The organism is Nocardia vermiculata NBRC 100427 (assembly GCF_001613265.1).
Classification (GTDB): domain Bacteria; phylum Actinomycetota; class Actinomycetes; order Mycobacteriales; family Mycobacteriaceae; genus Nocardia; species Nocardia vermiculata.
The window spans coordinates 45349-59366 of record NZ_BDCA01000036.1; the positions used below are offsets into that span (position 1 = coordinate 45349).

Sequence of the window (14018 nt, forward strand, 5' to 3'; positions counted from 1 at the left end):
ATGACTGTTGAGACCGATGGAGGGGATGCCACTGTGGCCCTCGGTGTGCAGGAAGATGCGGCAGCGGCCGACGACCGTTCGGATGCGGTCGAATCCGATGTGGTGGACGCTGATGACGCGGGTGACGCCGAAGAGGCATTGATCGAAGAGGGCGAGATCGCCGGCGACTACCTGGAGCAGCTGCTGGATGTTCTGGACTTCGACGGGGATATCGATCTGGACGTCGAAGGTGACCGCGCCATCGTGAGTATCGACGGCGGCCGCGACCTGTCGAAGTTGGTCGGTCGCCGCGGTGAGGTTCTGGATGCGCTACAGGAGCTGACTCGCCTGGCCGTGCAGCAGGCGACCGGTGTGCGTAGCCGGCTGATGCTGGACGTTGCGGGCTGGCGTGCGCAGCGTCGCGAGGAGCTCAGCTCGCTCGGTACCGAGGCAGCCCGGCGCGTGGCCGAGTCGGGTAAGCCGGAGCCGCTGGCGCCGATGACTCCGTTCGAACGCAAGATCGTCCACGATGCCGTGGCGGCCGTGGACGGCGTGGAGAGCGAGAGTGAGGGCGCCGAGCCCAACCGGCATGTGGTTGTTGTGCCGGCCTGATGTGATAGGCGGATAAGGTAGGCCCCCGGTTCTCGGAACCGGGGGCCTACTCTTTGTCATGAGTTGTTCGATAGCGGGATTCGATCGCGCGGCGGTGGCCGCATACCGTGGACCGCACGCGGTCCGGAAGGATGTTTCACGTGGAACGAGGCGCGGGTGATACCCACTCCCCCGGCGACGGGCAGGCCGTAGATTCGACTCCCCCACCCGAGGCGCTCGAGGTGTTCGGTGATCGACTGCCGCTCGCGGAGCAGTACCACGCCGCACTCGCGACGGCCGGGGTGGAGCGCGGTTTGATCGGTCCCCGTGAAGTGCCGCGGTTGTGGGATCGCCACATCCTCAACTGTGCCGTGCTGGGTGAGTTGATTCCCACCGGAGCGTCGATCGTCGATGTGGGCAGCGGTGCCGGACTCCCTGGTATTCCACTGGGGATCGCCCGGCCGGATCTGCGCATCACTCTTGTCGAGCCATTGTTGCGGCGGACCAAATTTCTCGCCGAGTTCATCGAGTCGGCCGGGCTCGAGATTACGGTCGTGCGCGGACGGGCCGAACAGCCGGACGTCCGCAAAGAAGCCGGCGGCGCCGACTATGTGACGTCTCGTGCGGTCGCTCCCTTGGGCAAGTTGGCGAAATGGTCCCTGCCGCTGGTGCGCGAGCATGGTCACATGTTGGCACTGAAGGGATCCAGCGTGGCCGAGGAGTTGGAGCGGGACCGTGAGGAGTTGGTGCGCGCCGGTGCGGGGCATGCGCAGATCCTGGAATGCGGTGCCGGCATCGTGTCGCCGCCGACGGTCGTCTTGAGCGTCGAGCGGCTGCCGCGGGCGGAGAAGCGAGCGAACAAGGGAGCGAGTCGACGCGCCCGGCGTGCGCACTAGCTGTCGATGTTTCACATGAAACACAGCGCTCTGGGGGCGGTGGAGACCCTCTCGAATCAGTCATTCCGTGCGTGTCGCAGAGTGATTGCCGCGGTTCAACTTCCGTATTGTGGCCCGTGCTGGCAAGCTAGTTGTCGTCGAGCGTGAGCGCGGATTCGCGGTTCCCGGTAGCTCGTCGGTTAGGGCAAGTTCGTCGGTTAGGGCCACAGTCCGGGAAGGATGAGGCTCCACAGGATTGGCCGTGATCCTGACCGCGCTCAGCTTGTTCGAGCCTTGCGGCGCCGGTGCTGCCTGGGCACGTGTCTGAAGTTCTCGGGGTTAGGAGCCTGTATGTCGAACCGTCCGGCGAATGTTTCACGGGAAACAACGTCCCGGGTGCGGGGAATGTTGGACAACGGCAACCCCGAGGGAGATGACTTCGCGAAGACCGCGTTCGGCAGCATCTCCGCGGCGGAAACACCGATTGCCGCCGAGGCGCATCGCGCCAGTCAGGTTCTGCATCCGGGATCGCTCAGCATCCCGAAGCCGCGCGAGCAGCGCATCATCACGATCGCCAACCAGAAGGGTGGTGTCGGGAAGACGACCACGGCTGTCAATCTCGCTGCCGCGCTGGCGTTGCAGGGAATGACAGTTCTGGTTATCGATCTCGATCCGCAGGGCAACGCCAGTACTGCGCTCGGAGTGGACCACCACTCGGGCGTGCCGTCGAGCTATGAACTGCTGATCGGTGAGACCACTGTCGGGGAGGCGATTCAGCGCAGCCCGCACAACGAACGCCTGCTGTGCATTCCAGCCACCATCGACCTTGCCGGCGCGGAGATCGAATTGGTGTCGATGGTGGCGCGCGAGGGGCGGCTGAAGGCTGCGATTCAGGAAGCCAACCTCGGTGGCTACGACATCGATTACGTCATGATCGACTGCCCGCCTTCGCTCGGCCTGCTGACGGTGAATGCGTTGGTGGCGGCCAAGGAAGTGATGATTCCTATCCAGTGTGAGTACTACGCACTGGAAGGTGTCGGGCAGCTGCTGCGGAACATCGGTCTGGTGCAATCCCATCTCAACCCCGAACTGCATGTGTCGACCGTCGTTCTCACCATGTACGACGGCCGGACCAAACTCGCCGATCAGGTCGCGGAGGAGGTCCGCGCACACTTCGGCGAAGCGGTGCTGCGGGCCGTGATTCCGCGCAGCGTGAAGGTTTCCGAGGCACCGGGATACGGCATGACCGTTCTCGATTACGATCCGGGTTCCCGTGGCGCCATGAGTTATCTGGACGCCGGACGGGAGATCGCTGCCCGAACGGCAGCGACGCAGACCGAGGAATCGTCCGCGTCCCAGGGCCACGGAGGCCCGGCGGTCGGTACGGCTGGCGCAGTACAGGAAAGGGGTCGGTAAGCCGATGAGTCAGGCGAAGAAGGGTGGATTGGGGCGCGGTCTGGCCGCGCTGATTCCTACCGGTCCCACCGAGGTTCAGGGGTTGGGAAGCGCGGCGGCCAATGCGGTGATCGGGCTGGATCCGATCGGTCCGCATCCGGCCTCCGCATATCTGCATCGTGTCCCGGAGTCGACCGAAGAATCCGGGACCGGTGCGGTCTATCGCGAGATCCCGCCGGATCAGATCGAACGCAATCCCAAACAACCCCGGCAGGTCTTCGAGGAAGAGGCGCTGGCCGAACTCGTCCACTCGGTGCGGGAATTCGGTTTGATGCAGCCCATCGTGGTGCGGCTGCTCGAGTCCTCCCCTACCCCGCGCTACCAGTTGGTGATGGGCGAGCGCCGGTGGCGGGCATGCCAGGAAGCCGGTCTCGAGACGATCCCGGCCATCGTGCGCGATACGACCGACGACGCGATGCTGCGCGATGCGTTGCTGGAGAACATCCATCGGGTGCAGCTGAACCCGCTCGAAGAGGCGGCGGCCTATCAGCAGCTACTCGAGGAGTTCGGGGTCACCCACGAGGAACTGGCGAACAAGCTCGGCCGGTCCCGTCCGGTCGTCACGAATATGATCCGTCTGCTGAAGTTGCCGATTCCGGTGCAGCGCCGGGTGGCTGCGGGAGTTTTGTCGGCCGGGCACGCACGGGCACTTCTGGGGCTGGAAGCCGGTGCGGAGTCGCAGGAGCGGTTGGCCGAGCGCATTGTGGCCGAGGGCCTGTCGGTACGGGCTACCGAAGAAGCTGTCACTCTCACCAACCGCTACCCCGAAGAAGAGCCCAAGCCGGCTCCGAAGCGTAAGCCGATCTATGCCCCGGGACTCGACAAGGTTGCCGAGCGATTGGCGGATTCGTTCGATACCCGGGTCACCGTCAGCATGGGCAAGAAGAAGGGCCGGATCGTCGTCGAGTTCGGATCGGTGGACGATTTGGAACGCATCGTCGGGCTGATGGAGAAGCAAGAGCTCTGAGGACCGATACGGGCCGAAAGTCATCATGATCAGCAAGGACCAGAGACCTACGGAAGAAACGTCACTGTGACGCCATATTTTTCGGGTCGATTCTCGAGGTCCCCAGCGATCGATTAGGGATGGGAAAAGAGGCGTTCGCTGTGATCGCATATTCTCGCCGGCGAGAAAATTTTGATGCGGCGTGAGCATAGACGAGTCGGAGAGCTGGAGGCTGAATAGAGCGGTGTCGACCAGCGTGACCGCATTGACACTCGGCGGACTGGACCAACTCCCCGCGCACGCGCGGCGGTGTGTGTTCTGGGAGATCGATCCGGCCGTTGCCGCGGACTCCCGGGAATTCAGCGATCCGGTCTTCGAAAAGGAGGCATGGCTGTCGACGGTTCTGCTGCAGTGGGGATCGTGTGGTCAGATCGCCACCGTCGAGGGACGATCGGCCGGATGTGCGTTGTACGCCCCGCCGAGTGCGGTACCGCGGGCCGCATTGTTCCCCACCTCCCCCGTCAGCCCGGATGCCGTGCTGCTGACCACGCTGCGCGCAGAAGCGCCGTACCACGACGGTGATGTCGCACACCGGTTGATCCAGGCCGTGGTCGGCGATCTGATGCGTCGCGGTGTCCGCGCGATCGAAGCCTTCGGCATCCGCAGCGATCCCGCCGCGACCGCGTTACCGGAGCGCGGCGTGAACTCCATGTTCTTCATGGAACGCATCGACACGCCTGCATACGGCATGCCGCCGGGAGGCAATCGCCGGTCCCGGCGTGACTGCTCCCCCGAAAGTTGCATGATCGACGCCGATTTCCTGGAGGACGTCGGCTTCGAGGTAGTGGCGCCGCATCACCACTTCCCGCGACTGCGTCTGGAACTCGACAGCGAACATTTCTGGAAGGAAGACGTCGAGCACGCGCTGGATCAGCTTCTGGCCGCCGCTGCGGCACAGGAACAGCCGGGCGTCGTCTGCTACTGATCGGCCTGCCGCTGATCCGCCTGCTACTCATCCGACGACGAATCACGAGAGCGGCGCCCCGGAGGAAATCCCGGGGCGCCGCTCTCGTATCGGATCGCTACATGCGGTCGGCGGCCGCCAGCTCCTCGGCGAGCAATTCCGCGAAGGTATAAGTACCCGTGGGCTGATCGTCCTGCCCCAGCAGATACAGCCGTTTGACCGAGATCAGAATGGCCTCCGCGATGACGTCACGCATGCGCGGATCGGTCAGCACCGAGGCGTCGTACTCGTTTGTCAGGTAACCGATATCGACCTGGACCGTCGGCATCTTCGTCAGCCGCAGCAGGTCCCAGGTGCGCGCATGCGTACGGCAGTCCTGCAACGAGGTCCTGGCAACGATCTCACGCTGGATGAATCCGGCGAGTACCTGGCCGATCATCGACACCGAGCCGTGCGAATTGCCGAAGTGGAAGCTGGCGACGCCGCCCGCCGACGAGCTGAGGTTCGCCGCGCAGCGCAAGGAGATCATCAGGTCGGCGTCGAATGTGTTGGAGATCTCCGCACGTTCCGCGTCGGAGGGGTTGGCACCCCACGGGCGGGACAGGAACGTCTCCATGCCGGTGGCGGCCATACGGCCCTCCAACCGGCTGGCAAGATCCCACAGGATCTCCGACTCGTAGACATCGCCGAACTCGGTCGGAACCGCCAGACCCCTGTCCTCCCCGCCCATTCCGGGATCGATGATGATGCGCTTACCCGTCAGCTGCGGGCCGGCGCGGTGCACGACCTCTTCCTCGGCGATGCGGTGCGGATTGCCGCCGGTGACGCGTGAGCCCAGTAATTCCAGCGAGCGCAACGTGTCCGGGCCGCAGATACCGTCGGCGGCCAAACCGATCTCGCGCTGGAATGCGGTCAGTGCCTCGTGGGTGTGCGGACCGAAGAAGCCGTCGATGCGATGAACGTAGAAACCCAGCTCCTGCAGGCGGCGTTGCAGAGTCGCGACGTCGTCGCCGTACAGCGGCGCCGACAGCTGGTAGATCAGCGTACGTGCGCCCAGCCGGTAGGACGCCTCCTTGAGAGCGCGGTAGGTGGCCGGGCCGACTTCGCCGTCGACCAGGAGGCCACGTTGCTGCTGGAAAGCTCGCACCGCCGAATCGAGTTCACTGTCGAAGGCGGCATCGGCGTCCTGCCAGTACTCCCCCTGCCCGTCGGACCCGTCCGGGTGTGGATGGAATCCGAGACTTGCCAGGGTGCTCCGGACCTCAGCGACGGCTGGACCAGTATCGCCGTGACGAAGTCGGTGCATGCGTGAGAGCCCTTTCCTTCCGCCAACCCGGGTACCCACTTATGCGATGGCACATACCCTCGCACGACCGGAGCATCGGTCGATTGTCTCAGACCCGAGCCGAATTTCGGCAATTCTCCGAGTGCCGAAATAGTACACAGCCGTCGGCGGCTCGGAGCATGCGCTGGTGAATCCGCATCGGCTCCCGGGCACGGTCATGCTCGCGACATGCCGTGCACCGGGAACCCGACGAGGACGACTCAGATAATGCCTTCGAGTTCGCGCAACAGTGCCGCCTTACCCTTGGCGCCCACGATCCGCTTGGTCTCTTTACCACCCGAGAACAACACCATCGTCGGCAGCGACATGATGCCGTAGTCGCGGGCGGTGACCGGGTTGTTGTCGGCGTCCACCTTGGCGATTGTCAGCTTGTCGGGATGGGCGGCGGCAATTTCCTCCAGTACCGGCGCGACCATCTTGCAGGGACCGCACCAGGTAGCCCAGAAGTCGACGAGCACCGGCTTGTCACTGTTCAGCACGGCCTCCTTGAAGGTCGCGTCGGTGACGTCTGTGGTGGCCTTTTCGGACATGGTGGAACTCCTTGCGGTGTGCGGTGACACGAGAGGTAACGAGATCTGCGAGTTGGTCAGCCGGCCGTGACTTCCACCGGATCGCCGGCGTGGTCGAGCGTGTTGTCGGTGATGTCACCCTGCTCGGCGAGCCAGCGCTCGGCGTCGATGGCCGAACGGCAGCCGGTTCCGGCGGCGGTGATGGCCTGACGGTAGGTGTGATCGACCAGATCGCCGGCGGCGAAGACGCCATCGATGGAGGTTGCGGTGCTGGGCTCGCGCACCTGCACATAGCCCTCGTCGTCGACGTCGACCTGGCCGCGGACCAGTTCACTGCGCGGATCGTGACCGACGGCGACGAACAGACCGGTCGCGGCCAGCTCGGAGGTTTCGCCGGTGCGCGTGTCGCGCAGCGTGAGGCTCGTGACAGCAGTGTCGCCGTGTACCCGCACCACCTCGGCGTTGGTGCGGAAGCGAATCTTGTCGTTGGCCTTGGCCCGCTCCAGCATGATCCGGGAGGCGCGGAATTCGTCGCGCCGGTGCACGATGGTGACGCTGGCAGCGAACTTCGTGAGGAAGGTCGCCTCCTCCATCGCCGAGTCGCCGCCGCCGACCACCACGATGTCCTGGCCCTTGAAGAAGAAGCCGTCACAGGTGGCGCAGGCGCTCACACCGCGGCCCAGCAGCTCCTGCTCCCCCGGTACGCCGAGGTAGCGGGCGGCGGAACCCATGGCCAGGATGATCGCGTAGGCCCGGTATACCTCGCCGCCGACAGTGACCGACTTGATCGGCCCCGACAGGTCGATGGCCTCGACATCTTCGGTGCGGATGTCGGCGCCGAAGCGCTTGGCCTGCTCGCGCATCTCCTCCATCAGATCGGGGCCCATGATGCCCTCACGGAAGCCGGGGAAGTTCTCCACCTCGGTCGTGGTCATCAGCGCACCACCGAACTGGGTGCCCTCGAACAGCAGCGGTTCGAGCTCGGCCCGCGCGGCGTAGACCGCGGCGGTGTAGCCGGCGGGGCCGGAGCCGACAATGATCAGGTCGCGAACAGGCGTACTCATGGTGCCCTTCCGAAGAGTGTGTGCACAGGCGTGTCGGTCAACAACAGGGTAAACGGAGTTGTTCCCCTTACCGACCGGCTGTGATGAAAGACAGCCCCCGATCAGCCGATATCGCGTGTCTCGAGGATCTGGGGATCTTCCGGGCCGCAACCCGCCCCGACCACCAGTGCGGTGATCTTCGGTGGTCGCGGGCCCGTGAGCAGAATCAGCACCGCTGGTTCGCCGTGGAATGTGACATTCGTCGAGCCGAGTACGGTGCGATTCGGCACGGTGGCCTTCACACATCCGGCTATTGCGCCTGGACCGGACAGTGGTCCGGTGACGTCGTTGCGGCCCATCACACTCAGTACGGTCGCGGAGGACAGCTCGTCCCCCAGTGCTACCGGCGCGGAGTGTTCGAGGGGCAGTGCGTCCGGGCTCACGGTGCGATCGCGCATCGCATCCACTCCGACCAGAGTGCCGGCCACCACTGCCACCGCGGCGGCCGCCGCAGCGAACCAGCGCAACCGCTTGGACCGGTGTTCGTCCAGCGGGATCGGTACCGGGCCCTCGTCCGGTCCCGGGAGATCCTCCCCGGCCTGTACCTCGAACGGGTCCGCAGGTATCGCCTCGACAGCGGGCATCGGGCGGGTCGACGGTGGTTCCCGGTCATCGTCGGGTCCCGGCGCGGTGCGCTCGGTATGGATGCGGTGGACGGTGGCGACCTGCTGGGACTCCTCGCCGCGCGACAGCTCGCCCAGCAACGCGTCGAGCCGGGCGGCCACCTGAGCCGGCATCGGATGCAGGATGTGCTCGTCGCGGCCCAGTGCGTGGAGTTCGGCGCTGACACCGTCGAGCGAATGCAGGAATTCGGCGGCCGCAGGGTCCTTGCGCACCTGGGCCCGCAGCTGTTCGGCCTCGTGCGGGGGGAGGTTGTCGGCGTGGAGCTCAGCCAGCAGATCGGTGGACAACGGCGGCTGCGGCACTGATCGGGCTGACATCACACCTCCTGTGTCCGCTTCCGCGTCCGGTACCCCCGAACGGCGTTGCCGGGCGGTGAATTCGCCCTTATCGTCCATCGCCTCTCCGGGGCCGGCCTGATGATGCAGTGCCCACCCGCGACCGCAGCGAGGCGGGGGTAAGCACGAATATTTGTTCGTCTGTTAGTAATGACGCTTCTCGGCTACGTCCGGTTCCCCGGATTTCGCAAGAATTCCAACTCCTGCTGTAGGCGCTTACGGCCACGGGCGCAGCGACTCTTGATCGTCCCCTCGGCGACGCCCAGCAACTGGGCTGTCTCCGCCACGGTATACCCCTCCATATCGATCGCAACCAAAGCCGCCCGTTGGTCGGGTGGCAGGGTGAAAAGCGCCGCGGCGACCACCATCCGGACCTCCTGTTGTGCGATGTCGTCGCGCTCCACCGCGGGCTCGGCGACCGATTCGTCCGACAGTGAGGTACTGATCCGGGATTTGTTGCGGCGCATACGGTCCAGGCACGCATTGACCACGATGCGATGCAGCCAGCTGCGTACCTCGGCGTCGCCGCGGAAGCCGGCGGCCTTGCGGTGCGCGGACAACAATGCGTCCTGCAGGGAATCGGCCGCATCCTCCGGGGTTCGGCAGGTCCGTAATGCCAGCTGCCACAGTCGGTTGTAGTGGCGGCGGAACAGAATTCCGAAGGCGTCGCGATCCCCCGCGACGTGGGCGGTCAGCAGCTCGAAATCGGTGGCTGCCTCGTCCGGCTCGAACGAGCTACGACGGACAGTAGACGGCTCGGAAGTCCTCCCACCGGATCCCTCGATCGCTTCGAACGGCACACATACCCCTTGGACAGCGCTCACGGCGGCCCGCTGTCCTACACCCGGACGGGCCGAAAACTTCGCATCATCCAGGACCGAGGCGCCAGGTCCCAGGGAGCTCCCCTGCTGAGAGCGCGCTGGGAATCATACCGTTTATTACGAATCGGTAGCAACCAGGGCGAGAAAATATTACGAGATAGTGGTTTCCCACCGGAAGAACATCGATCAGGGAGCCGCCTCGAAGCGAATATCGCCGATCGACGTTTGGAATTTGCCACCGTCGGTGCCCAGTTGGGTGATCCAGAGCAGGACATAACGGGTCGGCTGGTCGGACCGCACCGGAATTGTGGTGGGACCCTCGGCCAGCGTGGCCTGGCCGACGAGCTGCGTTTGATCCAGCGTGGCTACCGCCGTGGGCGCGGTGCGGACCTCCACCACGGTGCCCGGTGAGGGCGAATCGATGACGACGTTGGCGACCTTGCTCGGGGCCGGCAGCGTCGCGAGCACGCCGACCCCCTTCTTCAGCGCCGGAAACTGCTGGAAGTACTGATCGGTGTGCCACGTGGTGGTCGGATTGTTGTCCAGGATCGCGTCCACGTCCCCGGGGCTGTCCGGTGTGCCCTCCGGCGAGTAGACCGCCACGCCCGTCGCGGCGACGGGGACCACGGCAGCCGGCGGCGGTGGGGCGGCCTCGGAGCCCTCCGAGGCCTCCGCCGGCGCCGGCGGAGCGACGCTGGCCGTGGTCAATCCCAGTTTGCGCTGCTCGTTGAGCGGCTCGTCGGACGTACTGGGCGCGAAAATGCTCAGCAGCCACCAGATGATCACACCGACCACCAGCGCCGCGAGCACACCCAGCCCGACCAGAATCCACATCATGCGCTGGGACCGTTCGCGCTCGGCGGCCAGCAGTTCCGGATCCGCCAGGGATTCGTCCGGATTCGCCACCGCGCGCTGTCCCAGCCGTAGTACCGGGATGAACTCGGTCTTCTGATCGACGACCGAGGCCTGCTCCAGGACGTGCTGTACGGTCGCGGCGGTCCGTACCCCCTTGTCCGATTCCAGGGAGCGCACCGCGACGGCGGAGATCTCGAAGGGCACCTCCGGGCGGATCTGCCGCGGCTCCACCGCGGAGCCGTCGCTGCCGAAATCGGCCAGCTTCAACCCGCCGACCGTAGCCGCCGAGCCGCTCACCCCGCCGGTCCGGATCGGCCAGCGCGCTGTGATCAGCGCGTACAACATGGCACCGAGGCCTCGCACATCCGATTGGGCGTCGGAATCGGCGAGCGTGCCGGGGAAGGCGAGTACCGCGTCGCCGGAGGCGCTGATGCGGATCCGGTCCGGATCGTCGATCGAGAGCGAACCACCACCGCGATGGGCCATCTCGGCCGCCGCGGCGAGTACTCGGACAGCCCGGGCAGCGCCGATCGGCGACGGCCTGGTCTCGGCCATCTCGCGCAGCGACCGGCCCGGTGTCCACTCCGCCACCACGATGCCGCCCGAACTGCCGCGCACCACGTCGAGCACCCGAGCCAGCCCCGGTGAATTGATCTTGCCCAGGCGCAGGGTGCGCGACAGGATTGCCTGCGGGCCGTCGTGGCCGGGCTTGTCACCGGCCTTCTGGTCGGCATCGACGAAGGTCAGCGCGACCTCGCGATCCAATTTCACATCCTGGGCCTGCCAGAACCGCAGTCCGCGCGCGCCACCATGGTCGGCCAGCAGCCGATAGCGGCCGCCGGCCACCGACGCGCCCGGGATCAGCTTGGGGCCGCGCTGCACCTGCCGAGCCGACGGCTCCACTCGCATCGGCGGCATCTCCGGCGAAACGGCCGGCAGCATGCCCGTGTCGTAGGACGCGCTGCGCGATGGCTCGGCCACCGCGCCGGGCGCATGCCGGACGGTGTCCTCCGTGGGATCGACGGGGTCGGAAACCGCCCCCTCCTCGGCACCGTCGCCCGAGAACGCGGCCGGACCGGCATCACCTTCGTGGCCGGTTTCGCTCGCTGCACCGTCGGGATCATCGGAATCATGCGCGCGGTCGGCCGTCGGAACCCTGCCGGGTGAGACGTCGTCGGTGCGCACTGCGCCTGCCGCATCGGCAGCCTCGGCGGAAGGCTTACCTTCCGCCGCGTCGTCGCTCACCCTCGCTCCTCCTTCGCCCGGGAATATCGAAGTCCGTTGTGCCGGTGGGCCACCGACATTTGCGTTTCTCTGCCGAACAGGGTACGGGAACTCGCCCTGTCCGGCGCGGTCAATCGCATCAGGACGGATCACCGGCAGCACCATGGTCTGGGCATCGGTGTACGGGTCGTAGCTGTAGTAGTACGGCGAGTCGAAATCGGGGCGGGGCAGCACGGTGGTGGCATGGATATCGGCATCTCCATCGAGACCGAGATCCGGCGCCGGCGGGGTGATCCCCAGCCGGCGGGAGATGGCGACCGTGATCGCCACGACCTCCGGCACCCCGGCCAAGCGCATCAGCCCGAAGGCCACACCGAACATGACGATCGCGTCCAGGCCGACCCGGATCACCGACGCGATACCGCCGTCGAGCCGCGACAGCCCGATAACCTCGTCGACGATCAGCGTGACCGCCGCGCCGGCCACCGAGGCCAGCACGACGCGGGTCACGGTGCGCCCGACATTGGTCATCCGCAGGTCACCGAGACTGCGATGCAGCAACCAGCCGCCGATCACGGCACCGGCGACGAAGCCGAGACCATTGGCCACGCCGAGGGCCACGACCACCTGGTCGTCGTTGAAGATCACCGGAGTGAGCAGCGACAAGACGATCTTGACGCCGGTAATGCCCAGAATGATCCAGGTCGGAGTCCACGCCTGCTCGCGGGCATAGAACACCCGCAGATGAATCAGCACCAGCGCGTATGGGATCAAGGTGAACGCAGACCACGACACCGCTTCGCCGAGGCGGCTCGCATCCGCATTTCCGAAATTGCCGTACCCGTAGAGTGCCTGGCCGATCTGTGGCCCGGCAATGGTCAGGAAGGTGACCACCGGGATCAGGGAGATCATGGTCAGCCGGGTCGCGGTGCCCAGGTCGTCGACGACCGCCGGAGTGTCGTCCGCGGCCGCATTGCGGCTGAGCCGGGGCATGATCGCGGTCAGCAGGGTGACACCCAGGACACCGTAGGGCAGCTGCAGCAGCAGCCACGCATTCTGGTAGATCGTCGGCCCCGCGACATCGGCGGTCGAGGACACTCGGGTGGCGATGGTCCAGCCGAGCTGGCTGATGAAGACGTACAGGATGATCGCCGCACCCATACCGGCGAACTGCTTGAGCCGAGCATCCACGCCCCACAACGGCCGCAGATCGATACCCAGGCGGCGGATGGCCGGCAACAGGCTTGCCATCTGGACGATGACGCCGATGAACACGCCGATACCGAGCACCAGGAGCTTCGGGTCGCCCATGCGGACCGGGTCCAGGCTGATCTCACCCGGAGTGATCGCATACAGGACCAGGACGGTCAATACGACCAGGTTGTTGAGCACCGGCGCCCAGGCGCCCGGTTTGAAGACCTGATGGGTATTCAAGATCGCCATCAGCAGCCCGGACATGCCGTAGAACAGGATGGCCGGTAGCAACAGGAACGCCAGCGCGGTGGTGAGTGCGGTATTCACCTTGCCGTCGTCGGACAGGAAGATGTGCGTGGTCATCACCGGCGCCGCCGCCACCGCCAGGATCGTCCCGGCGGCGAGCACAGTGAACGCCGCGGTCATCAGGCGACGGACGAAGGCACTGCCGCCGTCGGGGTCCTCCTTCTCCGCGCGCACCAGCGTGGGGACCACGATCGCGGTCAGGACCGCGCCCAGCAACAGCTCCGAGATCATCGTCGGGATCGTGCTGGCGACGGTGAAAGCACTCGCGATCGCCGGACCGAGGACCGTGACCAGCAGCAACTGTTTGGCGAAACCGGTGATGCGGCTGACGAGCGTCGCGACCGCGATGGAACCGGAATCGCTCAGCAGTCGCGACGTCGGCGACTGTTCGGGTTCGCGTTCGAGCACCGCCTGCTGCGCCGTCGGTGGATTCGATCGGCCGGTGCGTTCGCCGGCTGCCCGGCGGGAGCCCGCGGAGCCGGAAGACCCGGAAGACCCGGAAGACGTAGCCGGTCGTTCCGCGGCATGCCGCCGGCGTGGCTCGGGCTCGTCGGCGGGCGGGAAGTGGCGCGGCATCGCCCGTTCCGCACGAGGCTCCTCTCGAGGCGGCACCCGATCGACGGGACCGCTCGGCGGGTTCACCTGGGCGGCATGCCGGGACGGGGGCTCGGCAGGACGCCGGCCGCCCTGCGGCGGACGTTGCCGGCCGGGCGGTGGAGCGGCAGGCTGCTGCCCCGCGGCCGCGGGCCTACGCGGGTCACCACCGGCCGGCGGGCGGCCGGATCGTCCGGGCCTGTCGTCCGCGGTGGCACCGGGCATCGGCCCGGTCGACGGTGGTTGTGCCGGCCCGCGCTGTGGGCGCGGTCCGGGTGGCGGTGACCCGGGCGGCGGT

General features: G+C 66.3%; 10 protein-coding genes and 1 pseudogene. 5 read left to right on the forward strand and 6 right to left on the reverse strand.

Annotation, left to right across the window (positions count from 1 at the left end; translation table 11 throughout):
• The 5 genes and pseudogenes from NV2_RS27075 (at position 1) to NV2_RS27095 (ending at position 4831) form a co-directional block, all read left to right on the forward strand.
• A complete protein-coding gene (locus NV2_RS27075; protein WP_084475545.1) occupies positions 1-591 on the forward strand; it encodes a Jag family protein in 591 nt (196 codons plus the stop codon).
• Positions 592-722: 131 nt separating this feature from the next.
• A complete protein-coding gene (gene rsmG / locus NV2_RS27080) occupies positions 723-1466 on the forward strand; it encodes a 16S rRNA (guanine(527)-N(7))-methyltransferase RsmG (protein ID WP_084475557.1) in 744 nt (247 codons plus the stop codon).
• A 384-nt stretch (positions 1467-1850) separates the two neighbouring features.
• Positions 1851-2789: pseudogene (locus NV2_RS27085) on the forward strand (ParA family protein); the annotation flags it as partial.
• Positions 2790-2865: 76 nt separating this feature from the next.
• Positions 2866-3867 carry a ParB/RepB/Spo0J family partition protein gene (locus tag NV2_RS27090; protein ID WP_067880493.1) on the forward strand — a complete coding sequence of 334 codons (1002 nt, stop codon included), beginning with the start codon at positions 2866-2868 and terminating at the stop codon, positions 3865-3867.
• Positions 3868-4090: 223 nt separating this feature from the next.
• On the forward strand, positions 4091-4831 hold the full coding sequence (locus NV2_RS27095) for a hypothetical protein (protein ID WP_067880497.1): 741 nt from the start codon (positions 4091-4093) through the stop codon (positions 4829-4831).
• 97 nt (positions 4832-4928) lie between these two features.
• Here the strand turns inward: NV2_RS27095 and NV2_RS27100 are convergent, their stop codons facing one another.
• The 6 genes from NV2_RS27100 to murJ all read right to left on the reverse strand — a co-directional run bounded on the left by NV2_RS27100 (position 4929) and on the right by murJ (position 13702).
• Positions 4929-6116, reverse strand: coding sequence for an N-acetylmuramoyl-L-alanine amidase (locus NV2_RS27100; protein ID WP_067880500.1), 1188 nt, complete (start codon positions 6114-6116; stop codon positions 4929-4931).
• Positions 6117-6355: 239 nt separating this feature from the next.
• Positions 6356-6685 carry a thioredoxin gene (gene trxA, locus NV2_RS27105; RefSeq protein WP_067880503.1) on the reverse strand — a complete coding sequence of 110 codons (330 nt, stop codon included), beginning with the start codon at positions 6683-6685 and terminating at the stop codon, positions 6356-6358.
• A 56-nt stretch (positions 6686-6741) separates the two neighbouring features.
• Positions 6742-7728: a thioredoxin-disulfide reductase gene (gene trxB, locus NV2_RS27110; RefSeq protein ID WP_067880506.1), complete on the reverse strand. Its 987-nt coding sequence runs from the start codon at positions 7726-7728 to the stop codon at positions 6742-6744.
• A gap of 101 nt (positions 7729-7829) precedes the next feature.
• Positions 7830-8708, reverse strand: a complete 879-nt coding sequence (locus NV2_RS27115; protein WP_157103118.1) for an RsmA family anti-sigma factor — start codon at positions 8706-8708, stop codon at positions 7830-7832.
• Between the two features lie 182 nt (positions 8709-8890).
• A complete protein-coding gene (gene sigM, locus NV2_RS27120; protein WP_067880542.1) occupies positions 8891-9424 on the reverse strand; it encodes an RNA polymerase sigma factor SigM in 534 nt (177 codons plus the stop codon).
• A gap of 309 nt (positions 9425-9733) precedes the next feature.
• The gene (murJ, locus tag NV2_RS27125) at positions 9734-13702 is read right to left on the reverse strand and encodes a murein biosynthesis integral membrane protein MurJ (protein ID WP_168436081.1); all 3969 of its coding nucleotides are present in this window, start codon (positions 13700-13702) and stop codon (positions 9734-9736) included.
• Positions 13703-14018 lie beyond the last annotated feature (316 nt).